We start from the raw sequence: 23,172 nt of genomic DNA, 5'->3' as shown, positions 1-23,172 counted from the left end.
CGGGGCCGACCGGATGGATCTTTAGAGTCCGACGTCGGACGCCTTGAGGAAGCCGGAGTCGATCAGCTTCGACTGCACGTCATCCTTGACGACGACCTCGGGGTCGAGCAGGTACGAGGGAACGACCTTGTTGCCGTTGTCGTACGTCTTGGTGTCGTTGACCTCGACCTCTTCGCCGGCCGCGATCGACTTGATCATCTGGAAGACGCGGTCGCCGAGGGCGCGCGTGTCCTTCCACACGGTCATCGACTGCTCACCGTCGAGGATCGCCTTGACGTTGGCCTTGTCGGCGTCCTGTCCGGTGATGATCGGGTAGGAGGCGCCCGGCGCGTAGCCGGCAGACTTCAGCGAGGCCTCGATACCGATCGCGAGGCTGTCGTTCGGGGAGAGAACGACGTTGACCTTCTGGTCGCCGGTGTAGAACGACGACAGGCGGTTGTCCATCTCGGCCTGGGCCTTGTCGCTCGCCCAGCCCTGGATGCCGATGGAGGCCCAGTCGTCGTCGCTCTTGGGAGCCTTGCCGCTCGGCACGACCAGCTGGCCTTTCTCCACGTAGGGCTGCAGAACATCCCACGCACCCGAGAAGAAGAACTTGGCGTTGTTGTCGTCGGGGCTGCCGGCGAACGGCTCGAGGTTGAACGGACCCTTGCCGTCCTTCAGTCCGAGCTGCTCTTCGATGTACTGGCCCTGCAGGGTGCCGACCTTGTAGTTGTCGAAGGTGGCGTAGTAGTCGACGTTGTCGGTGCCGTTGATGAGGCGGTCGTAGGCGATGACGGTGGCGTCCTGCTTCTTGGCCTCGTCGAGCACGGGTGCGAGGACCTTGCCGTCGATGGCCGCGATCACGAGGATCTTCGAGCCGCCCGCGACCTGGTTCTGGATCTGGCTGATCTGCTGGTCGGTCTTGTTGTCTGCGTACTGCAGGTCGACGGTGCAGCCGGCGTCCTCGAGGGCCTTCTGCAGCTGTTCGCCGTCGTTGATCCAACGCTCGAGCGAACGCGTGGGCATCGAGATGCCGACGTTGCAGTCCTTGATCCCGTCGCCGGACGCGCCGTCGGTCGTCGCGGGGCTCGACGAACACGCCGCGAGCGATAGTGCCACCGCGGAAGTGGCGAGAACGGCCAGAAGCCGTTTCGTGGTTGTCATGGTCATGGTGCTTTCCTCTCTGAATGCTGCCAGGGTCCGGCCCGATCGATGGGGGCCGACGTCAAGAGCGGAGGAAGACTGCCTGTCGACAGTTACTCCCTCGTAACGGGGCATCGCTGTGATAGCCCCGGTCGTTTTCACGACCTTTGTTGACGGAGCGAACATATCCCACGACATCGAAGTCCGTCTACGCAATTCCGCGATCTCGATCTCGAGAACATGACGCTTCGTCGAGATGTGACCGTTCACACTGCCGAGAATCAGGGGCGACGGGTATTAGTTTGCGGAAATAACAATTCGATCTCGGAGGGAATCGTCCGCACGCATCTGGCCCACTCCGGCCGAAACTGATATGTTTTCGACAGCAACAATTCACCAACGACGTTGAAAGACGGGTATCCACATGGCTCTCGAGCCCACACGCGACGACAAGTTCTCCTTCGGCCTCTGGACCATCGGCTACAACGGAGCCGATCCCTTCGGCGGTCCCACCCGCGCTCCGCTCGACGTGGTCGAGGCCGTTCACAAGCTCAACGAGCTCGGCGCCTACGGCCTCACGTTCCACGACGACGACCTCTTCGCCTTCGGTTCCACCGATGCAGAGCGTCAGACGCAGATCGACCGGCTCAAGCAGGCGCTGGCAGACACGGGCGTGATCGTGCCGATGGTCACCACCAACCTGTTCTCGGCTCCCGTCTTCAAAGACGGCGGCTTCACCTCGAACGACCGCGCTGTTCGCCGCTTCGCCCTGCGCAAGGTGCTTCGCAACATCGATCTCGCCGCCGAGCTCGGTGCGAAGACGTTCGTCATGTGGGGTGGCCGCGAGGGCGCCGAGTACGACTCCGCCAAAGACATCCGCCAGGCTCTCGAGCGCTACCGCGAGGCCGTCAACATGCTCGGCGACTACGTCACCGACAAGGGTTACGACATCCGCTTCGCGATCGAGCCCAAGCCGAACGAGCCGCGCGGCGACATCCTGCTGCCGACGCTCGGCCACGCACTCGCGTTCATCAACACGCTCGAGCGCCCCGAGCTCGTGGGCGTGAACCCCGAGGTCGGTCACGAGCAGATGGCCGGCCTGAACTTCGCTGCGGGCATCGCCCAGGCGCTCTACCAGGGCAAGCTCTACCACATCGACCTCAACGGCCAGCGGGGCATCAAGTACGACCAGGACCTCGTGTTCGGTCACGGCGATCTGCAGAACGCCTTCGCACTCGTCGACCTGCTCGAGAACGGTGGCCTGAACGGCGGACCTGCCTATGACGGCCCCCGCCACTTCGACTACAAGCCCTCCCGCACCGAGGACATCACCGGAGTCTGGGACTCGGCGGCCGCGAACATGCGCACCTACCTGCTTCTGAAGGAGCGCGCTGCCGCGTTCCGCGCAGACCCCGAGGTGCAGGAGCAGCTCGCCGCGTCGCGCGTTCTCGAGCTGTCGCAGAACACGCTCGGCGAGGGCGAGAGCTACGACGACCTGCTGGCCGACCGCAGCGCCTACGAAGAGTTCGACACCGACGCGTACTTCAACGGCAAGGGCTTCGGCTTCGTGCGTCTGCAGCAGCTGGCGCTCGAGCACCTGCTGGGCGCACGCTAACCCGCGGCAGACCCTGAGCCGTATCCCCCGCGGCCACCCCTATACGTTCCCTGAGCCTGTCGAAGGGCCCCTTCGACAGGCTCAGGGAGCGACCCGTTTTCATCCTTAAGGAACACACCCATGGCCCTCGTCGCCGGCGTCGACTCGTCCACCCAGAGCTGCAAGGTCGTCATCCGCGACGCCGAGACCGGTGCGCTCGCGCGCATGGGCCGTGCGCCGCATCCGGAGGGCACCGAGGTCGACCCGGCGGCCTGGTGGCAGGCTCTGCGACAGGCGCTCACGGCGGCCGGCGGCCTCGACGACGTGGCGGCGGTGGCCGTGGCCGGCCAGCAGCACGGCATGGTCGCTCTGGATGCCGAGGGCCGGGTCATCCGCGACGCTCTGCTCTGGAACGACACGCGATCCGCAGCCGCCGCGTCCGCACTGATCGAGGAGTTCGGCGCCGACGAACTCGCGCGACGCACGGGAAGCGTCCCCGTCGCATCCTTCACCATCACCAAACTCCGCTGGCTGCGCGATGCCGAGCCGCAGAACGCCGAGCGCGTCGCCGCCGTGGCCCTCCCCCATGACTGGCTGACCTGGCGGCTTCGCGGCTTCGGACCCGCCGACGATGAGACCAGCCCGCTCGGTCCTGTACTCTCCGAGCTCACCACCGACCGCTCCGATGCCAGCGGAACCGGCTACTTCGATTCGGTCTCTGGCGAGTACGACCGCGAGCTCCTCGTGGCCGCTCTCGGCCACGACTGCATCCTGCCCCGCGTTCTCGGCCCAGCCGAGTCACCCGGCACCACCCCCTCGGGAGTCGTTCTGGGCGCGGGCGCCGGCGACAACGCGGGCGCCGCTCTCGGCCTGGGCGCGCGGGCCGGCGACGTCGTCGTGTCGATCGGCACGAGCGGCACCGCCTTCGCCGTGACCGAGACTCCCGTCAACGACGTCACGGGCACCGTTGCCGGCTTCGCCGACGCGAGCGGCCTGTCGCTGCCGCTCGTCGCGACCCTCAACGCTGCGCGCATCCTGGATGCGACGGCTCGCCTTCTCGGCGTCACCCACGACGAGCTCGGCACGCTCGCCCTCGCCGCTGAGCCCGGATCGAAGGGGCTCGTGCTGCAGCCGTACTTCGAGGGCGAACGCACTCCCAATCTGCCCGACGCCACCGCGACTCTCTTCGGCATGACGCTCGCGTCGACCACCCGAGAGGGCCTGGCGCGCGCGGCTATCGAGGGACTGCTCTGCGGCCTGGCCGACGGGGTCGCCGCGGTCACGGCACTCGGCGTGCAGGCGGAGCGACTGCTCATCATCGGCGGAGCAGCCCTGAACCCGGCCGTGCAGGCGATCGCCGCCCAGGTCTTCGAACTGCCCGTGAGCATCCCGACGCCCGGTGAGTACGTCGCCGACGGCGCCGCGACACAGGCCGCCTGGGTTCTCACGGGGACGCGTCCGTCATGGAAGGTCGCCACGATCGCGACGCCCGCGCCCGACTACCGCCCGATCATCCGGGAGCAGTACGCGGCCCACGCGGTCTGAGTCGCGCGACGTCGTCGTAGCGGGTACCGCTGCGGACAAGAGGTACCGGCGCACCGGGTCATACTGACCGCGCCGGTACCTGCTGTCTGTGCTAGATCGCCTGCGCCAGGCGGTAGTAGGCCGCGTTCCAGCGCACCTCTTTGGCGAACTCGCGCAGCTCGGTGTTCTCGTCGATGACGAGCAGCTCGGTCTTGGCGATCTCGGCGAAGTCCTGGAAGACCTCGAGTCCGAGGGCCGTCGACATGACGGTGTGGTGCGCCGCGCCAGCCGTCAGCCAGGCAGCGGCCGAGGTCTGGAAGTTGGGCTCCGGCTTCCACACGGCGCGGCCGACGGGAAGCTTCGGCAGCGGAGCGGTGGGCTGCACGACCTCGACCACGTTCGCGACGAGGCGGAAGCGGTCGCGCATGTCGGAGAGCGCGACGACGACGGCGGGGCCGGAGTCGGCCGTGAAGACCAGGCGCACCGGGTCGTCTTTTCCGCCGATGCCCAGCGCGTGGATCTCGAGCGTGGGCTTCGCCGTGGTGAGCGACGGGCTGACCTCGAGCATGTGGGCGCCCAGGATGAGCTCCGCACCGGGCGTCATGTCGTAGGTGTAGTCCTCCATGAGGCTGGCGCCGCCGGGCAGGCCCGCGCCCATCACGTTCGCTGCGCGCACCAGAACGGCCGTCTTCCAGTCGCCCTCGGCACCGAAGCCGTAGCCCTCGGCCATGAGGCGCTGAACGGCGAGACCTGGAAGCTGCTTGAGGCCGCCCAGGTCTTCGAAGCTGGTCGTGAATGCCGAGAAGCCGCCGGCCTCGAGGAAGGAGCGCAGCCCCAGCTCGATGCGAGCGCCGTCGCGCAGCGACTCGTGCCGCTCGCCGCCCTTGCGGAGTTCCGGCACGACGTCGTAGAGCTCTTCGTACTCCGCCACGAGAGCGTCGACATCGGCGTCGCTCTGCGCATCCACGGCCTCGACCAGCTCGTTGACGCCCCAGGTGTTGACCTGAACGCCGAACCGCAGCTCGGCCTCGGTCTTGTCGCCCTCGGTGACCGCGACGTAGCGCATGTTGTCACCGAAGCGGGCGAGCTTCATCTCGTGCGTTGCCGCCCAGCCTGCAGCCGCGCGGCTCCAGTCTGAGATCTGCTTCTGAACGCTCGGGTCGGTGACGTGGCCGACGACCGTCTTGCGTGCGACGCCCAGGCGAGCCTGGATGTAGCCGAACTCGCGGTCGCCGTGCGCGGCCTGGTTGAGGTTCATGAAGTCGAAGTCGATCTCGCCCCAGGGCAGCTCGACGTTGGCCTGCGTGTGCAGGTGCAGCAAGGGCTTACGCAGCAGGTCGAGGCCGGTGATCCACATCTTGGCGGGCGAGAAGGTGTGCATCCAGGCGGTGACGCCGATGACCTTGTCGTTCGCGTTGACCTCGAGAGCCATGCGACGGATCGCGTCGGAGTCGGTCAGCACCGGCTTCCACACGATGCGCACCGGGATGCCCGTGGAGGCCTCGAGGGTGTCGGCGATCGTCTTCGACTGCTCGGCTACCTGGCGGAGGGTCTCCTCTCCATAGAGGCCCTGGCTGCCGGTGAGGAACCAGATCTCGTAGTCATCGAGAGAGGTGCGGAGTGTGCTCATGCGAGGGATCCTTCGGGGTTCTGTCCGTAGACGTTCTGGTAGCGATCGAAGAGGGAGTCGATCGCGGGCTCGGGAATCTCGACCGGTGCGCCGAGCTGGCGGGAGATGTGCACGGTGCGGGCGACGTCTTCGACCATGACGGCGGCCTTCACCGCGTCACGGGCGTCCTTGCCGATCGTGAAGGGCCCGTGGCTCTTCATGAGCACGGCACGCGAGCGGTGGCCCTTGAGAGTCTCGACGATGCCGCGACCGATCGAGTCGTCGCCGATGATGGCGAAGGGGCCGACAGGGATCTCTCCACCGAACTCGTCGGCCATGGCCGTGATGACGCACGGGATGGGCTCGGCACGCGCGGCCCAGGCGACGGCGTAGGTGGAGTGCGTGTGCACCACTCCCCCGACCTCGGGCATGTGCCGGTAGACGTAGGCGTGTGCGGCCGTGTCGCTCGAGGGAGAGCGATCGGAGCCGGGCGTGCCGGGGATGACGGTGCCGTCGAGGTCGCAGAGGATCATGTTCTCAGGGCTCAGGTCGTCGTAGTCGACGCCCGACGGCTTGATCACGAACAGGTCGGCGCCCGGAACGCGGCCCGAGATGTTGCCACCCGTCCAGATGACGAGGCCGTAGCGCACCAGCTCGCCATGCAGTCGCGCGACGTCGTCGCGAACGCGTGCGATGGCATCCTGGACCTCGGGCGAGAAGTCGATTGCTGAGTCGCTCACGCGAGGGCCTTCTTTCGTGCGGTCTTCAGCCGCTTCATCACGTCGTTGGCGCCACGACCGAAGTAGTCGTGCAGCTCGGAGTAGTCGGCGTAGAGCGCGTCGTAGGCGTCGGCGTTCGCCTCGTTGGGCACGTAGACGGCCTCGTCGAGGCGGCCCATCGCGTCGCTGGCGGCGAGCACATCGGGGTAGGCGCCGGCCGCGACGGCGGCGTGGATGGCCGAGCCGAGCGCGGGGCCCTGAGAGCTGGCCAGCACCGAGATCGGCATGCGCAGGATGTCGCTGTAGGTCTGCATGAGGAACGCGTTCTTGATCAGACCGCCGGCCGCGATGAACTCGGTCACCTCGACGCCCGACGCGTTGAACGTCTCGATGATCTTGCGCGTGCCGAAGGCGGTCGACTCGAGCAGTGCGCGATAGATCTCCTCGGCACGGGTCGCGAGCGTCTGACCGATGAGAAGTCCCGAGAGCTCGGTGTCGACGAGAACCGAGCGGTTGCCGTTATTCCAGTCGAGGGCGAGCAGGCCGTGGCCGCCGACCGGCTCGTGCTCGCTGAGCTCGGTCAGATACTGGTGGATGCTGATGCCGCGTGCATCGGCCGCCTCGCGATAGTGGGCGGGCACCTGGTTCTCGACGTACCAGGCGAAGATGTCTCCCACGCCCGACTGGCCGGCCTCGTAGCCGTAGAGGCCCGAGACGATTCCGCCGTCGACGACGCCGCACATTCCCGGAACCTCTTTGAGGATGTCGGAGTTCATCACGTGACAGGTGGACGTGCCCATGATGGCCACCATCTGTCCCGGCTTGACGGCGCGGGCGGCGGGCGCGGTCACGTGGGCGTCGACGTTGCCGACGGCCACGGCGATGCCCTCGGGTAGGCCGGTCCATGCCGCGGCCTCCGCGGAAAGGCGACCCGCGGCATCCCCCAGCTGACCGATGCGGTGCTCGACCTTGCTGGTGGCGAAGTCGGCGAAGTCGGGATTCAGCGCGGCGAGGAAGTCGGACGACGGGTACTCGCCGTCCTGCCAGATTCCCTTGTAGCCGGCGGTGCAGGCGTTGCGCACGTACTCTCCGGTGAGCTGCCAGACGATCCAGTCGGCCGCCTCGACCCAGTGGTCCATGCGGTTGTAGAGCTCGGGGTCTTCTTCGAGCAGCTGCAGGCCCTTGGCGAACTCCCACTCGCTCGAGATCAGTCCGCCGTAGCGCGGAAGCCAGGACTCGCCGCGCTCTTCCGCGACACGGTTGATGCGGTCTGCCTGAGGCTGCGCCGCGTGGTGCTTCCAGAGCTTCACATAGGCGTGCGGGCGGTCTGCGTACTCGGGCAGCTCGTTGAGCGGCGTGCCGTCTGCGATCGTCGGAACCATCGTGCAGGCGGTGAAGTCGGTGCCCACTCCGATGACCTTCGAGGGGTCGATGCCCGCCTCGGCGAGCGCCGCCGGAACCGTGTGCTTCAGCACGTCGACGTAGTCGCTCGGCACCTGCAGGGCCCACTCGGGCGGCAGGGCGGCACCGGATGCGGCGAGCGTGCGATCCATGACCGCGTGCGGGTACTCGAGAACGCCGCTACCCAGTTCGGCTCCATCGCTGACGCGCACCACGACGGCACGACCCGAGAGTGTTCCGTAGTCGATGCCGACGACGTAGCGCTCGTCGTCGTTCATGTCGGCAGTACTCATCGGGGGGAACTCCTTCGTTCGTTCTCACGCGGCGGATCTGGTTAATGTGACCGTTCACATTGCCGTGTTCATGTTACCCGAGCGCCGCCGTGAGATGTCAAGCACGGCATCCGCGCCGATCCGGTGCATCCGCGCCTGGCCGACCGGTGGCGGATGCGCCGAACTGGCGCGAATGCTCAGCGCGCGCCGGGCGCAGCCGTCGACGAGCGCACGATCAGGTCGGGCACCAGCGCCCGCTCCTCGACAGGAGTGCCGCGGATCGCGGCAAGCAGCAGGGCGATGCAGCGCCGCCCGAACTCGTCGAAGTCCTGTCGAACGGTGGTGAGAGGCGGCCAGAAGTGAGCGGCCTCCGGAATGTCGTCGAACCCGACGACGCTGACGTCGCCCGGCACATCGAGCCCCGCGTCGCGCAGCGCGTGCAGCAGCCCGAGTGCCATCTGGTCGTTGGCAGAGAACACCGCGGTCAGCTCGCCCTCACGCGCGATCCTCTGACCGGCGAGGTAGCCGGACTCCGGTGTCCAGTCGCCCACCAACGGCTCGACTCTCGGCAGGCCCGCGGCTTCGAGTTCCGCGTGGAATCCGACGATGCGCGCTTCGGCCTCGATCCAGTCGAGCGGGCCGGCCAGATGCTGGATGCGCGTGTGCCCGAGCTCGATGAGGTGCCTCGTCGCACGCCTGGCCCCCGTGATCTGGTCGACTGAGAGCGCGTGGTCTCCTTGCCGACCCGTCGACTGCATGGTCACGAACGGCAGGTCGAGACCGCGTGCCACCAGGGCGTCGAAGACCCGCACCTGCGGCGCGATCACGACCAGTCCCTCGATTCCAAGATCCAGCAGATGGGTGAGGGCCGCCTCGATCTCGTCGACGTCAGAGCCGTCGACGTTGACGGTGTTCACGAAGTACCCCTCGGCCCGGGCCGCGCGCTCGATGGCTCGGATGCTCGATGCCGGTCCGTACTGGGCACTCGACGCCGAGAGCACTCCGAGGGTCGCAGACCGCGCGGTGACGAGCGCCCGCGCCGCCCGGTTGGGGCGATAGTTGAGTTCGCCCATCACGGCGAGCACGCGTTCGCGCGTCTCCGGCCGGATGCTGGGGTGCGCGTTGAGCACGCGCGAGACGGTCTGATGCGACACCCCCGCGAGGCGGGCGACATCGCGAATGCTCGGGGCGCGCCCGGATGCCGGCGGCTGGGTCACGCGGACCTGCGCATGGCGTGCGCCATCCACCACCACAGGAGAGAACCGGCCACGGCGTAGAACGCGAGCGAGAGGATCGCTCCGATGATCGAGACGGCAAGGATCACGCCCATGCTGGCCGTGCCGTCGTCGGTCGGCATGCCGCTCGCGGCGGCGGCGCCGAACATGATCGAGAAGAGCGGCCCTGCAAGCGGCGAGACGACCGTCGACATGATGAGCCCGAGTCCGAGCAGGATGCCCGTCGCGCTCCATGTGACGCCCCACGGCCTGGCCGCACCAGACTCCGCAAAGATGGCCTTGCCGACCCAGATGCCCGCCCAGGTGACGAAGGCTCCGGCGATCAGAACGACCACGATGACGACCCAGAAGATCCACGCGTCGGCGGGATCGTAGCCGAGCCAATCGAGGAACGACTCGACCGGCCCTCTACTCTCGAAACTCGATTCCGCCGTCGTGGACGCCTTGACGAAGAAGAGCACGAGTTGCCAGATGACGCCGAACGCGATGACGAACGCGGCTGAGGAGACGATGCCGAGGCCGGCGGACAGCACCGTGTTCGAGATAGCTCCCGCCAGGAAAGCTCGTTTGCGCTCGTTCTTCGACAGCGGAGGTCTGACGATGCGCTGATTCGGGTACGAGAAGGCGGGTGGCTGACTCAGCTGGGTCACACGAACTCCTGTCTCACGCTGTCTCGAAAGGATACCGGCTGGTCGCGACGGCGCACGGGGTCGCTGCATCGCGGCACGCGGTGTAGCAACGGGTGTTTAATAAGGCATCATGACGATATGGGACTTTTCGGATTCGTACCGATCGACCCCGCTCTCCTGACGTGACGAGAACCGGGGGCGCACCGAGAACCGTGTCGGCGTGGAGCACGTCGATGCTGCTGCAGTGCGCGGCTTTTGGCGCGATAACGGCCGTGCTCATCGTGGCGCTGGCCCCGCTGACCCATTCGATCGCGCTCCTCTCTCCCGTCGTCTATTCACTCGTCGGCTCGGTCTCGTCACTCGGACCGCTGGTGGCCGCGCGCTGGATCCGCGCACCCGGTTCTCTGCTGCTCACGGCTCTCGTCGCGAGCCTGCTCGCGTTGCCCTTCACCGCCCTCGGCTTCCTGATCGTCGTCGCCCTCGGCCTTCCCGCGCTGACGGCAGAACTCGTTCTTCTCGCGAGCAGGTTCTACTCTCGACCGCGCGAGACGGTCTGGTACCTGGCCTCTGCAGGCCTCGCACTCGTTCTCTTCGCCATCTCTCTGGCGGTCATCGACCCCGCCGCGATGTCTCCCTGGGTCGTCGTCTTCACCTTCGCCGGTCGGATGCTGTCGGTGCTGCTTCTCGCGGCCGTCGCGGTGCGCGTCGAAAAGGCTCTCGCGACATCCGGCGTTCGGCGGCGATACCGCGGGCGGACAGACACATGACGGTGTGGGGCGCTCCGCGGCTTCCGCCGAACCTGGTGCAGAGACCCGGCCTCGTCTCGATCATCGAATCAGCAGTGCCTCTCCTGATCGTGCACGGTCCGGCGGGCGCCGGCAAGACCTCGCTTCTCGCCGAGTGGGCAGCGCAGACGTCACAGTGCGGCGTCTGGGTGCAGATGGAGACGAACGACACCTCGGGGCCGGCCGCGGTCTCGCTGATCGCGGCAGAGCTGTCGGCCGTCGGCATGCTCGCCGAGGGCAACCCTCTGCGACTCGCCGACGCAGCCATGGTCGGTGGCACAGACGAGTGGTCCCTGCTCAGGCGCGGATTGCAGTCGCTCGGACAGGACATCGTTCTGGTGGTCGACCGTGCCGATCTCCTCAACGCCGAGGCACTCACGTCTCTTCTCGCGGTGCTCGCCCGCGTGCCCCGTCTGCGCCTCGTGCTCTCGGCTCGGCGAAGGGCCGTCGTCGATGCGTCCGACCCGGTGCTCGCCGCGGAGCGGGCCGTGATCGGATGGCGCGAGCTCATGTTCTCCCGCGAGGAGGCGCGCGCCGCTCTCGGCCCTGACGAGCCGGAGCAGCTCGTCGACGAGGTCCTGCGCTGGGGAGGCTCGCCTCTGCTGACGCGGGCCGTGGCGGCGTCGGCACCCGGCGCATCCGATGCCTCAGCCCGAGTCGCCCGCGCGGTCGACACCTACGAGAGCTACCTGTGGGCCAACGCCGGTTCGCCAGAGTCCGCGACGGGCGACGACGACTACCGTTCTTTCTTGCTCGCGATCTCGGTCGCCGATGTTCTCACCGAATCGCTGGCGCGGGAGTTGTCGGGATCGGCCGACGCGGGACACCTTCTGACGCGTGCCGAGCAGGATGGGTTGGGGCTGTGGCACGGAGACACTCGCGACAGGGTGTTCATGCTGACGCCCCTGCTCCGCGAGTCCTTCCTCGCGGAGTTGACTCGAGCAGACCCCGGCTCGCTCAAGGGGCTGCGCCGCCAGGTGGCGCAGTGGTCGCACCGCCACGGTCGCCCCTACGAGGCCATCGAATTCGCCATGCAGGCCCGCGACCTCTCGCTCGCGTCGACGATCGTGCGCGACTCGGCCTTTCTCCTGCTGCGCAATCATCCCTCGCAGGTCATCGATCTGTTCTCGAAGACGCCGATGCTGGCGCTCCGACAGCATCCACTGCTCGCGATGCTGTTGGCGCTCATCTTCAATGCCCGCAAACAGCATCGGCTGCGCGCGATCGAGCTCTTCGGCCTCGCGATCGCCTCGTCGCGCATTCAGGGTGCTCGCGCCGATCCGCCCGACCAGGCACTCTTCCGCACCATCGAGAGTGCCTCACTCAGAGTTCTCGGTTCGTTCGAAGCGTCACTCGCGGCCGCAGACGTGGCTTACGAGACGCTCACCGTCATGAGTCTCGAACACAGAGCTCTGCTGGGTCGGCTCGTGCCCGTGCTCTTCACCCACATCGGCACGAGCTTCTTCTACAACGGCCACATGGACAAGGCGATGGACTGCTTCCGTCGGAGTGCGTCCATCGGCGAGGCCGAGAATCTGCCGGCCGGCCTCGAGGGCTTGGCACTCGAGGCGGGAGCCGCTGCCGTCACGGGTGACCTCGTGACCGCCGCAGAACGCTCGGCGTACGCCGCCACTCGATCGTGGCCCGACGGCTGGATCAGCGGATACGCGGGAAGCTTCTATCGCATCGCCAACGCCTTCATCGCCCTCGAGCGGTTCGACGCCGACACGGCCGATCTGCACGTGCGTGCGCTTGACAAGCACAGGCCCACCATCGAGCACTGGCCGATTCTCGCGCACCTCGACGCGCTCATCGCCCTCTTCAGAGGCGACGTCGATCGAGCACTGCTCGACTTCGAGCGTGAGGTCGACACGCATCTGAACCGATCGGCTCTCGGGCCCTTCACCGCCGCCAGGCTCAGGGCGACTCGATCGCTCCTCTACCTGGCGGCCGGCGACGCGGATGCCGCCGAGCAGGCATTGGTCGTGCAGGGCAAGCGGGGTCGACGCGACACGGTCGCGCAGGCCCGGATCTCGCTGGCGCGCGGCAATCCCGACGAGACCCTCGAACTGCTCGAGCGGAATCCGCCGGGGAACGACCAGACTCCTCGCGTCGAAGCCGAGATGCTCGTTCTGCGCGCGGCAGCGCTCGTCGCCGCGGGCCGTGAAGAAGGATCCGCGGCCACGCTCCGAGCTGCGCGCTTTCTTCGACACAGCCGCCAGGCTCTCGCGTTCGCCCTCCTTCCCGCGGAGCATCAGCGTTCCATGCTGACGGAGATGAGCTCGATCGAACCCTCGCTCGGTGACGCGCCGTCGCTCATTCCCCTCGCGCCGACGCGCATCCCGTTGACGTCGCGAGAGGAGGCCGTCGCTGAGCAGCTGATGCGCTTCTCATCGGCTTCAGACATCGCCGCGGCGCTGGTGGTGTCGCCAAATACGGTCAAGTCACAGCTGCGGTCTCTCTATCGCAAGCTGGGCGTGTCGAACAGGGCCGATGCGATCGCCGCCCTCAGCGCGCGTCGTCATACGCGCTGACGACGAATGACCGGGAGCTCTCGACCCCTTGACAAGTGACCATATGGTCACCTAATTTCTGTCTATGGACGAGGTATTCCGGGCACTGGCCGACCCCACGCGGAGAGCGATCCTCGACGCGCTCTTTCTCGAGGACGGCCAGTCGCTGGGTGCGCTCGAGACACGATTCGAGATGAGTCGCTTCGGCGTGATGAAGCACCTCGGGATCCTGGAGGATGCCCGACTCGTGACGACTCGACGACGAGGCCGCGAGAAGCTGCACTTTCTCAATCCCGTGCCCATCCGGCTCGTACACGACCGGTGGACGAGCAAATACGCAGAACCCTGGGTCGCCGCGCTGAGCGACCTCAAGACAGAACTGGAGAGAACCATGGAGAAGGTATTCGAGATCTACATCCGCACGACTCCCGAGCGCCTCTGGCAGGCGATCACGGATACGCAGATCCGCAGCATCTACAGCTTCGGCAACCGCATCGAGTCGGACTTCACCGAAGGGTCGAGCTACACCCAGACCAACCCGAAGGCCAACGCGCCGCTCGGAGACGGCGTGAATCTGGTGGTCGACCCTCCGCGCAAGCTGGTGCAGTCGATGCACGCCCGCTGGAGCGACGAGGTCGAGGCCGAGGGCACCACGCGCATCACCTGGGAGATCGAACAGGTCGGCGACTCGTGCCGCCTCGTGGTCACCCATGACGAGCTGCGCGACGGCGCGAACGAGGAGCTCTACGGCGGCTGGCCGATGATCCTCTCCGGCCTCAAGACCTACCTCGAGACCGGCGAGAAGCTCACCACGCCGGGCTCGCTCATGTACACCTGATCAGGCGACGCGGGCCAACGCCTGATCGAGGTCGGCGATGAGGTCGTTCACATCTTCGATGCCGATCGACAACCTGATGAGCCCCTGGCCGATTCCGAGCTTCTCGCGCAACTCTTCGCTGAACGAGATGTGCGTGGTGGTCGCAGGGTGCAGGGCCATCGACCGGACATCGCCGATGTTGGTCATGCGGCTGATGACGCGCAGCCCGTCGAGAAATGATCGAGCCCCGGCCGCTCCCCCGCGCACGGTCACGGCGAAGACGGATCCGGTGCGACCGCCGTACAGTCGTTGCGCCAGCTCGTGCGCCGGGTTCGATTCGAGTCCGGCGAAATCGACGCTCTCGACCTTCGGATGCCGCTCGAGCCAGCGCGCGATGGCCACCGAGCTGTCGAGGTGACGCTCCATGCGAAGCGATAGGGTCTCGATGCCCTGGTGCAGCAGAAACGAGTTGAACGGTGACAGAGCCGGCCCGATATCGTTGACCACAGCCTCACGGGCGAGGCGTGCATAGCCGGTTCGGCCGTAGCGCTCGAGAAGAGATTTCGCCGCGGAGCCCTGAGGCTCTGTCAGCAGCGGATAGCGCCGCTCGGATGCGGCCCAGTCGAACGTGCCGCCGTCGACGATTGCGCCGGAGAGACCTGCTCCGTGCCCCGAGAGGAACTTCGTCGACGAGTGCACGACGACCGCGGCGCCGTACTCGATGGGGCGGATCACGTAGGGCGACGCGATGGTGTTGTCGACCACGAGCGGGATGCCGTGCCGGGCTGCGACCCGGGCGACCTGCTCGATGTCGACGATGTCGTTCTTGGGGTTCGGAATGGTCTCGGTGAAGATCGCCTTCGTGTTGGGCTGGATGATCCGATCCCACTCGTCGTCGTCGGCCGTGTTCCACACGTAGTCGACGGAGACTCCGAAGCGGGCGAAGCTGCGCCCGAAGAGCACGCGCGTTCCGCTGTAGATGCTCGCCGTCGAGACGATGCGTTCGCCGTTCTCCGCAAGCGCGAGCAGGGCCGAGGTGATGGCTGCCTGGCCCGACGAGACGACGATCGCCTCCGAGCCTCCTTCGAGCGAGGCGATGCGCTTCTCTGCCACCGCGCCCGACGGATTGCGCTGGCGGGAGTAGATGAGTCCGTCGGCGTCTCCCGCGAACCGGTTGTGGGCATCGTCGAACGAGTCGAAGCGGAAGCCGGCGGTCATCGCGATGGGCGAGACGCGGGCTCCCGCGTTCAGATCGTCGTACTCGCCGGCGTGCACCTGGCGGGTGTCGAAGCCGTAGCCCTGCCAGTCGTACTCCGGTGCTGCGACGTCGGGCGAGGGATGGGTGGCGTCGGTCACGAGATGCTGCTCTCTGTCGCGTAGAGGTGGGGTGCTGGGCGGGAAAGACATCGGCGAACGGCGGCGGCCATCTCGATGACCGCTTGCTCGAGAATCGGCCTCGGCATGGCGAAGATGATGCGGGCGTAGCCCTCATAGCCGCGACCGCAGAGCGCGCCGTCGGTGAGGGTGACGCCGGCCTCCACCCGAAAGAAGTCGGCGACCGAGCCGTCGATCCCGAGATCGGAACAATCGAGCCAGGCGATGTACGTCGCATCCGGAACCGTGTAGCGCACCTCGGGAAGGTGCTCGGCGAGCAGCTCTGCGAGCAGTCGCCGATTGCCGTCGAGGTAGTCGACGACCTCACCGAGCCACTCCCGACCCTCGGTGTAGGCCACGGTCGCGGCGATGACGCCCGGGGTCGCCGCCCCGTGCATGACCGCGAATCCGAAGGTCTGGTAGAGCTCTTCGTCGGCGGCGTTGGAGGTGATGAGTTGCGCGGTCTTGAGGCCCGGCAGGTTCCACGCTTTGGATGCCGAGGTCGACGTGATCGTGTGCCTCGCCGTGGTCTCGTTCAGCGACGCATACGGGATGTGCGCGACACCGTCGTAACGCAGCGGCGCGTGGATCTCGTCGGCGAAGACCCGACCGTTGTGACGGTCGACGATGGCAGCGATCGCCTCGAGTTCCTCGCGTGTGAGCACCGTTCCCGTGGGGTTCTGCGGGTTGCAGAGGATGAGGGTGCGGGCTCCCGCGTGGAACGCCGCCTCGATGGCGGCGAGGTCGTGCTGCCAGCGGCCGGTGCGTGCGTCGGTCACGCCCGGAACCTCGAAGACCTCGCGGCCGAGGGTGGGAACGAAGCTCAGAAAGGGCATATATGCCGGGGTCGGAATGATGACGCCGGTGCCCGCCGGAGAGAACTTGGTGATCGCGACTTCGAGCGCGGCCATCACGTCGGAGACGGCGTGCACGTTCTGCCAGCGAAAGTCCCACCCGTACTCGTCGCGGTGCCACGCCGCCGTTGCCTTGCCCATCTCGTGCGAGGTGGCGGGCGCGAGGTAGCCGAGGTTGCCGTCGTCGATGGCCTGGTGCAGAGCCCTGGTCACCTGCGGCGCGGTTCCGAAGTCCATCTCGGCGACCCACGCCCCGATGGTTCCGGGATGCAGACTCCACTTGCGACTGGAGGGAATGCTCAGCTCGGCACGGGTGATGCGGTCGAAGGCGTGAGTCATGCAGCGATCGTACGGACTGCGCCCTAGGGCGCGCCTCTGCTTTACGTCATGTGTCATCGAGGCTCGGCTTCGCCCGAGTGCCCGCCTATCGTCGTCGCATGACCACCCCCACGCCCGTGCGCACGTTCGAACGCGATGGACACCTGGTTCTGGGGGCGATGGTGCGCACACTCGGTGCCTTCCCGTCTGGCTGGCGCTATCCGGGCGCCCACAAGAATCCGGCGAACGACCCCGCCGCACTCAAGCGACTCGCGCGCACGGCAGAGAAGGCCGGCCTCGACTTTCTGTTTCTGGGCGATTGGCTCTCGTCGAGCTCCGACCTCGAATACACGGAGCCCTCGCTGCTCGCGCGCGTCGACCCGTTCAGTTCGGCCGCGTACCTCGCCGCTGTGACGAACCGCATCGGACTCATCGCCACGGCCAGCACCGCGCATTCCGAGCCGTACGCGATCGCTCGGGCCGCGGCATCCATCGACCGACTTTCGGGAGGACGCTTCGGGCTCAACCTCACCGTCGGCACCGACCCGAGGGCGAGCGCCAACTTCGGCAGAACGGATGCCGGAGGCACCGACGACAACCGCTTCGAGACCGGGGTCGAGTTCGTGCAGCTGCTTCGGAGCCTCTGGGACAGCTGGGACGACGGCGCGGTCGTGGCCGACGCCAAGCGCGGGATCCTCGTGGACCACTCGCTCATCGCCCCTGTCGAGCATCAGGGCCGACGCTTCAGTGTTGCCGGGCCGCTCAACGCCCTGCGCCCGGTGCAGGGCCAGATTCCGGTGGTGCACGCGGGAGTCTCGGTGCGGGCCCGAGAGTTCGCGGCGGCACACGCCGACATCCATGTGGTCGCGCCGTCGAGCCTCGGCGACGCCGTGACGTTCTATCGGCAGGCCCAGCAGCGCGCGGTCGCGGCCGGCCGCGCGGCCGGTGATGTCACGATCATCACGCCCATCCTGCCCATCGTCGGGGAGACCCGACAGGCGGCGTTCGCGCTCTACGACGAGCTCGTCGAGCTGGTTCCGCTCGACGACGGAACGGCGCGCGACCCGTCGCTCGGGTTTCCGCCGAACCGCTCTGCCGCGTCCCTCTTGCGCTCGGTGGGGCTCCCTCTGCTGGAGCGCTCGGTCGACGAGCCCGTCTCGATCGCCACCGCCGAGCGCTTCAACACGGTCGGGCAGCGGCTGCTCGAGGTCGTGCAGTCGAGATCGGGTCGCACGCTCGGAGGTGCACGACCGGTCACCTTCCGTCATCTGATCGTGGCGCAGGCCGTGCCGGCCCCCATCGTCGTGGGGTCGCCGACAGACATCGCCGATCACCTCGAGACGTGGTTCCGAGCGGGCGCCGCCGACGGCTTCGCGATTCAGAGCGCGTTTCTGCACGAGCAGTTCGATGCGTTCGCCCACCTCGTCGTGCCCGAACTGGTCGACCGCGGCCTGATGAACGAGGGCTACGACGCGAAGACCCTGCGGGGTCACCTGCACCTCACGAAACCTGTTCGCGAGGCTCCGGTCGCGGCAGAGGTCGCGCCGAACTGGGTGATCTGATTCGTGGATGCCCGTCACTAGTACCCGCTACGGACACGAGGTACCGGCACACCGGGCGCTCTTGACCGCACCGGGCACTACTGGCGTCGCGGGCAGCGTCAAGTCGCGTTACCTCGCGTTGCATTCGTGACTTCATATGTCGGGCGACGACCGGCACCACCGGCCTGGGTTCGTAGCGTGTGGGAATGAGCACAGTGCAGTCAGAATCAGAAGCAGCAGTCGATGACACCGCCTTCGCCGCCGAATGGCAGGCGTGGCACGACGCCCACGAGACGAGCCGGGCAGACCCGCACGGATTCCTCGCGGTCACGAGCCTCAACTGGCTCGACGAGAACCCGACACGGTACCCGGATGCCCCGGGCTCGTGGTCGACCTCGGCAGGCGGCCCCGCGGTCACTCTCGCCGCCGGCGAGGAGCTCGTGATCGACGGGCAAACAGTCATCGGCCGATACGCCTTCGGCGTGATCCCCGAGCGCGGCGGCGTCACCGCGAGCGCTGGAGACGCACAGTTCGAGGTCGCGAGACGCGGAGGAGTCGACATCCTGCGCCCGCGGCACCCATCGCATCCGACGCTCGTCGACTACACGGGCACCCCGGTCTACCCGCCGAGCCCCGAGTGGAGCGTCGAGGGCGTCTTCGTGCCCTTCAACGAGCCGAAGCCGGTGACCGTCGGCTCGGTGTCGGAGGGCCTCGAGCACGTCTACGACTCCCCCGGGGTCGTCGAGTTCGAGGTGAGAGGCGAGCGCTTCTCGCTCACGGCGTTCAACGGCGCGACTCCCGGCTCCCTGTTCGTGCTGTTCACCGATGCGACCAGCGGAGTAACGACCTATGCCGCCAACCGCTCGCTGCAGATCCCCGCTCCGGATGCCTCCGGCCGGGTGACGCTCGACTTCAACCGGGCGACGAACCTTCCGTGCGCCTACACCGAGTTCGCGACCTGCCCGCTGCCCCCGGCCGAGAACCGGCTGCCCATCGCCGTCGAAGCTGGCGAGAAGACTCCCGTGCATCCGAGCACGGGAACGGAAGGAGCGCCGCGATGAGCCGCACACCCTTCCACCTCGGCATCGCCCTCGACGGCGCCGGCTGGCATCCCGCCGCCTGGCGCCTCGACGCCGCCCGCCCCGCGGCCCTGTTCGACGCCGACTACTGGGTCTCGCTCGTCGTGGAGGCACAGTCAGCCGGCATCGATCTCGTGACCATCGAGGACTCCTTAGGACTGCAGACGAGCGGCTTCGGTGCCGTCGAGCTGCGCCGCGACGAGGTGCGTGGTCGACTCGACGCCCTGCTGCTCGCCAACACGATCGCAGCGCAGGTGCCCGGCATCGGCATCGTGCCGACCGTGACCACCACGCACACCGAGCCATTCCACACGGCCACCGGCATCCAGACCCTCGACCACGTCTCAGAAGGCTGGGCCGGATGGCGGGTGCAGGTCTCCGCGCGCTCCCACGAGGCCGCCCACGTCGGTCGGCGCGCGATTCCCGCGCTCGACCCGGTTGCCGCCGCCGTCGGCACGGACGAGGAGCAGAGCGCCCTCATCCGTCAGCTGTTCGGCGAGGCAGCCGACGCGATCGAGGTCGCCCACCGGCTCTGGGACAGCTGGGAGGACGACGCGGTGATCCGCGACGTCGCGACCGGCCGCTTCATCGACCGCGAGCGCCTGCACTACGTCGACTTCGAGGGCGAGAGCTTCAGCGTGAAGGGGCCATCGATCGTGCCGCGCTCGCCACAGGGCCAGCCCGTCGTGTACGTGCTGGCCCACCAACAGGTGCCCTACGAGCTCGCCGTCGCACAGGCCGACATCGTCGGCATCACGCCACACTCCGACGAGCACCTCGAGCGGATTCTGGGCGAACTGGGCGACACCGAGCTGCGTGTCGAGCGCCGCGTCAACGATCCCCTTCGCATCTGGACCGAGGCCGTCGTGCTCATCGAGGACACGAGAGAGAAGGCCGCGGAAGCTCTCGCGGCGCTCGACGAGTTGCACCGCGGGACCTACGCATCCGACGCCGTGATTCTCGCCGACACGGCCGAGAACGTGGCCGCCCAGTTGCTGCGCTGGCAGCAGGCCGGCGTCACAGGCGTGCGGCTGCGTCCCGCGCGCCTGCCGCTCGATCTCGAGCGCATTACCCGCGGCGTCGTGCCCGTGCTCGATGAGACCGGAGTGCTCGAGCGCCCCCGCGACGCGTCGACCCTGCGCCAGCGCCTGGGCTTCGCCCCCGCTACGAACCGCTACGCGACCGCCCGCCCCGAGACCGCCGAACTGATCGAAAGCGCCAACAGATGACCACGTCTTCTTCGTCGAAGCCCACCAAGCAGATCCACCTCGCCGCACACTTTCCTGGCGTGAACAACACCACCGTGTGGAGCGACGAGAGAAGCGAGAGCCAGATCGCCTTCTCGTCGTTCCGCCACTTCGCGCAGAACGCCGAGCGCGGCAAGTTCGACTTCCTGTTCCTGGCCGAAGGGCTGCGGCTGCGCGAGACGCGCGGCCTCATCCACGACCTCGACGTGGTCGGGCGCCCGAACACGCTGGCGATCCTCGCCGCACTCGCCGGGGTCACCTCCAACATCGGGCTTGTCGGAACACTGAGCTCGACCTTCAACGAGCCGTACGAGCTGGCCCGCCAGCTCGCCACCCTCGACCACCTCAGCCGGGGGCGCGCCGGCTGGAACATCGTCACGACGTCGGATGCGTTTCACGGGGCGAACTTCCGCCGCGGAAAGTTCCTCGACCTCGCCGACCGCTACAGTCGGGCGCAGGAGTTCTTCGATGTCTCGTCGCAGCTCTGGGACAGCTGGGCCGATGACGCGATCGTCGCCGACAAGCAGTCGGGCGAGTTCGTGCGCACCTCCGGTCTCGGGCTCGTCGACCACCACGGGCCGCAGTTCGATGTGACCGGCTACGCGACCCTGCCGCCTAGCCCGCAGCAGCATCCGGTGATCGTGCAGGCGGGCGATTCGCCCGACGGCCGCGACTTCGCGACCAGCTCGGCCGATGTCATCTTCTCGAGGCACGCCGACTACGAGGCCGGTCGCGCGTTCTACGACGACGTGAAAGGGCGATTGGATGCGGTGGGCCGCCCCCGCGATTCGCTCAAGATCCTGCCCGCTGCGACCTTTATCCTGGGCGACACGCAGGCCGAGGCACTGGAACGGTCACGCGAGATCTCGCGCCTGCAGGTGAGCCCGCAGACCGCGATCTCGTTTCTCGAACAGGTCTGGAACACCGATCTCTCGGGCTACGACGTCGAGGGCCCGCTGCCCGAGATCGACCCCGTCGTCACGGCGGAGGGCGGGGCCAAGGGCCGCGCCCACGTGCACACCGACCCCGTTGCCACCGCCAACGCGTGGCGCGAGCAGGCCGCGGCGGAGGGCTGGTCGATCCGCGAGCTCGTGATCTCGTTCGCCGCGAAGCACACCTTCGTGGGCACACCCACGTTCGTCGCGGAGACGATCAACCGGCACGTGCAGGAGGATGCCTCCGACGGTTTCGTCATCGTGGGCAACACCAACCCGACCGGACTCGACGAGTTCGTCGACCGGGTGATTCCCGAGCTGCAGGAGCGCGGCGTGTACCGCACCGACTACGACGAGAACGCCACCCTGCACGAGACGCTCGGGCTGCCCCCGGTGCCGGCGCGATCGACCTCGACGGTGGCGGGCGCAGCGTTGGTCTCGGCCTAGTGGTCACTCGAGCAGACGTCGTCGTGATCGGCGGTGGAGCCATGGGTTCCGCCGCCGCCTGGCAGCTCGCCCGGCGCGGCCGCGACGTGACGCTGCTCGAGCGCTTCGGCCCCGGGCACACCCAGGGCGCATCCCACGGGGCGTCGCGCAACTTCAATCTCAGCTACGCCGACGACACCTACCTCTCGTTGCTGCGCGAGGCGCTGCCTCTGTGGCGCGAGCTCGAGGCCGAGTCGGGCGTCGCCGTTCTCGACCAGGTCGGGCTCGCCAACCACGGCGCGAATCCGGCCTTCGACGCGGTGGCGTCGGCGTTGCCGACATACGGTTTCGAGGCCGCGTTCATGACCCCGGACGAGGCCGGCGAACGCTGGCCAGGCATCCGCTTCGACGCCCGTGTGCTGTTCACCCCGCAGGCCGGCAGGCTCAATGCGGATGCCGCGGTGTCGGCCCTGCAGCAAGCGGCGACCGCGCGCGGCGCCGTGATGCGGCACCATTCTCGGGTCGTCGCCATCCGGGTCGCATCACCGGACTCGGTGCTCGTCGAGGTGCAGCCGGTCGACGCAGTGAGCGGCGAGCCCACGGGTTCTCGCGAGACGATCGACGCGAGGCGAGTCGTCGTGACGCTCGGAGCGTGGACGCAGAAGCTCCTCGGCTCGACGGTCGCCCTGCCGCGACTCGTCGTCACGCAGGAGCAACCGGCCCACTTCGCGGTGCGCGACCCGACGATCGAGTGGCCCGGGTTCAACCACGCGCCGAGCCCTCTCGAACCGTCGTACGACTACTGGCGTTCGCCCGTGTACGGCATGTTCACGCCCGGCCAGGGCGTGAAGGCCGGATGGCACGGCACGGGCGCGGTCATCGATCCGGATGCGCGCACGTTCGTCGCGGAGCCGGCTCAGCTGGCCGCGCTGCAGCGCTACGCCCGGGAGTGGCTGCCGGGGGTCGACGCGGAGTCGTTCGTGGAGATCAGCTGCACCTACACGAGCACCCCCGACTCGAACTTCGTGGTCGACTCGGCGGGGCCTCTGGTGATCGGCGCGGGCTTCTCGGGCCACGGGTTCAAGTTCACCCCGGCGATCGGCCGCATTCTCGCCGATCTCGTCGAGGGCGAGGGCCGGGCGCCGGCGCTGTTCTCGCTCGCTGCGACCCGCTGACCG

18 protein-coding genes are annotated in these 23,172 nt (G+C 67.7%); 10 read left to right on the top strand and 8 right to left on the bottom strand.

The window, feature by feature from the left end; translation table 11 throughout:
- Window positions 1-21: 21 nt before the first annotated feature.
- Window positions 22-1,149 carry a multiple monosaccharide ABC transporter substrate-binding protein gene (chvE, locus tag CCK87_RS01445; protein WP_086459741.1) on the bottom strand — a complete coding sequence of 376 codons (1,128 nt, stop codon included), beginning with the start codon at window positions 1,147-1,149 and terminating at the stop codon, window positions 22-24.
- Between the two features lie 397 nt (window positions 1,150-1,546).
- Between chvE and xylA the strand changes: the two genes are divergently transcribed.
- Together xylA and CCK87_RS01435 are read left to right on the top strand one after the other, a co-directional pair.
- Entirely contained in the window at window positions 1,547-2,737 is a 1,191-nt protein-coding gene (xylA, locus tag CCK87_RS01440; protein ID WP_086459740.1) for a xylose isomerase, read from the top strand.
- A 120-nt stretch (window positions 2,738-2,857) separates the two neighbouring features.
- Window positions 2,858-4,261: an FGGY family carbohydrate kinase gene (locus tag CCK87_RS01435; RefSeq protein ID WP_086459739.1), complete on the top strand. Its 1,404-nt coding sequence runs from the start codon at window positions 2,858-2,860 to the stop codon at window positions 4,259-4,261.
- Window positions 4,262-4,352: 91 nt separating this feature from the next.
- On the opposite strand, the gene araA is transcribed toward CCK87_RS01435, so the two are convergent.
- The 5 genes from araA to CCK87_RS18500 form a co-directional block, all read right to left on the bottom strand.
- On the bottom strand, window positions 4,353-5,870 hold the full coding sequence (gene araA, locus CCK87_RS01430) for an L-arabinose isomerase (protein WP_086459738.1): 1,518 nt from the start codon (window positions 5,868-5,870) through the stop codon (window positions 4,353-4,355).
- Window positions 5,867-6,589, bottom strand: coding sequence for an L-ribulose-5-phosphate 4-epimerase (locus tag CCK87_RS01425; RefSeq protein WP_086459737.1), 723 nt, complete (start codon window positions 6,587-6,589; stop codon window positions 5,867-5,869). The genes araA and CCK87_RS01425 overlap by 4 nt, the downstream gene beginning before the upstream one ends.
- Window positions 6,586-8,262 carry a ribulokinase gene (gene araB, locus CCK87_RS01420; protein WP_086459736.1) on the bottom strand — a complete coding sequence of 559 codons (1,677 nt, stop codon included), beginning with the start codon at window positions 8,260-8,262 and terminating at the stop codon, window positions 6,586-6,588. The genes CCK87_RS01425 and araB overlap by 4 nt, the downstream gene beginning before the upstream one ends.
- A 176-nt stretch (window positions 8,263-8,438) precedes the next feature.
- Complete coding sequence (locus tag CCK87_RS01415; RefSeq protein WP_249273654.1) at window positions 8,439-9,458, bottom strand: LacI family DNA-binding transcriptional regulator; 1,020 nt, start codon at window positions 9,456-9,458, stop codon at window positions 8,439-8,441.
- On the bottom strand, window positions 9,455-10,126 hold the full coding sequence (locus tag CCK87_RS18500; RefSeq protein WP_249273653.1) for a hypothetical protein: 672 nt from the start codon (window positions 10,124-10,126) through the stop codon (window positions 9,455-9,457). The genes CCK87_RS01415 and CCK87_RS18500 overlap by 4 nt, the downstream gene beginning before the upstream one ends.
- 161 nt (window positions 10,127-10,287) lie before the next feature.
- Here CCK87_RS18500 and CCK87_RS01410 point away from each other — a divergent pair, with 161 nt between their 5' ends.
- The 3 genes from CCK87_RS01410 to CCK87_RS01400 all read left to right on the top strand — a co-directional run bounded on the left by CCK87_RS01410 (window position 10,288) and on the right by CCK87_RS01400 (window position 14,241).
- Complete coding sequence (locus CCK87_RS01410) at window positions 10,288-10,872, top strand: hypothetical protein (RefSeq protein ID WP_140162737.1); 585 nt, start codon at window positions 10,288-10,290, stop codon at window positions 10,870-10,872.
- Complete coding sequence (locus CCK87_RS18635; protein WP_086459733.1) at window positions 10,869-13,424, top strand: LuxR C-terminal-related transcriptional regulator; 2,556 nt, start codon at window positions 10,869-10,871, stop codon at window positions 13,422-13,424. Before CCK87_RS01410 ends, CCK87_RS18635 begins: the two co-directional genes overlap by 4 nt.
- Window positions 13,425-13,488: 64 nt before the next feature.
- Window positions 13,489-14,241: a metalloregulator ArsR/SmtB family transcription factor gene (locus CCK87_RS01400; protein ID WP_086459732.1), complete on the top strand. Its 753-nt coding sequence runs from the start codon at window positions 13,489-13,491 to the stop codon at window positions 14,239-14,241.
- On the opposite strand, the gene CCK87_RS01395 is transcribed toward CCK87_RS01400, so the two are convergent.
- Both CCK87_RS01395 and CCK87_RS01390 read right to left on the bottom strand, forming a co-directional pair.
- Window positions 14,242-15,576 (bottom strand): aminotransferase class I/II-fold pyridoxal phosphate-dependent enzyme, encoded by a 1,335-nt coding sequence (locus CCK87_RS01395; protein ID WP_249273652.1) that lies wholly within the window; start codon window positions 15,574-15,576, stop codon window positions 14,242-14,244.
- Window positions 15,573-16,787, bottom strand: coding sequence for an aminotransferase class I/II-fold pyridoxal phosphate-dependent enzyme (locus CCK87_RS01390; RefSeq protein WP_086459730.1), 1,215 nt, complete (start codon window positions 16,785-16,787; stop codon window positions 15,573-15,575). The genes CCK87_RS01395 and CCK87_RS01390 overlap by 4 nt, the downstream gene beginning before the upstream one ends.
- Before the next feature lie 98 nt (window positions 16,788-16,885).
- Here CCK87_RS01390 and CCK87_RS01385 point away from each other — a divergent pair, with 98 nt between their 5' ends.
- The 5 genes from CCK87_RS01385 to CCK87_RS01365 all read left to right on the top strand — a co-directional run bounded on the left by CCK87_RS01385 (window position 16,886) and on the right by CCK87_RS01365 (window position 23,169).
- Complete coding sequence (locus tag CCK87_RS01385; RefSeq protein WP_086459729.1) at window positions 16,886-18,328, top strand: NtaA/DmoA family FMN-dependent monooxygenase; 1,443 nt, start codon at window positions 16,886-16,888, stop codon at window positions 18,326-18,328.
- 185 nt (window positions 18,329-18,513) lie between these two features.
- A complete protein-coding gene (locus CCK87_RS01380; protein WP_086459728.1) occupies window positions 18,514-19,368 on the top strand; it encodes a DUF1684 domain-containing protein in 855 nt (284 codons plus the stop codon).
- A complete protein-coding gene (locus CCK87_RS01375) occupies window positions 19,365-20,615 on the top strand; it encodes an LLM class flavin-dependent oxidoreductase (RefSeq protein WP_086459727.1) in 1,251 nt (416 codons plus the stop codon). The genes CCK87_RS01380 and CCK87_RS01375 overlap by 4 nt, the downstream gene beginning before the upstream one ends.
- Window positions 20,612-22,015: an NtaA/DmoA family FMN-dependent monooxygenase gene (locus CCK87_RS01370; protein WP_086459726.1), complete on the top strand. Its 1,404-nt coding sequence runs from the start codon at window positions 20,612-20,614 to the stop codon at window positions 22,013-22,015. The genes CCK87_RS01375 and CCK87_RS01370 overlap by 4 nt, the downstream gene beginning before the upstream one ends.
- Window positions 22,015-23,169: an FAD-dependent oxidoreductase gene (locus tag CCK87_RS01365; RefSeq protein WP_086459725.1), complete on the top strand. Its 1,155-nt coding sequence runs from the start codon at window positions 22,015-22,017 to the stop codon at window positions 23,167-23,169. The genes CCK87_RS01370 and CCK87_RS01365 overlap by 1 nt, the downstream gene beginning before the upstream one ends.
- The last annotated feature ends 3 nt before the right edge of the window (window positions 23,170-23,172 follow it).

The sequence above is a fragment of the Agreia sp. VKM Ac-1783 genome (genome assembly GCF_900177765.1).
Classification (GTDB): domain Bacteria; phylum Actinomycetota; class Actinomycetes; order Actinomycetales; family Microbacteriaceae; genus Agreia.
The sequence above is the reverse complement of the archived record's forward strand: the minus strand, read 5'-3'. Positions and strand labels throughout refer to the sequence as shown.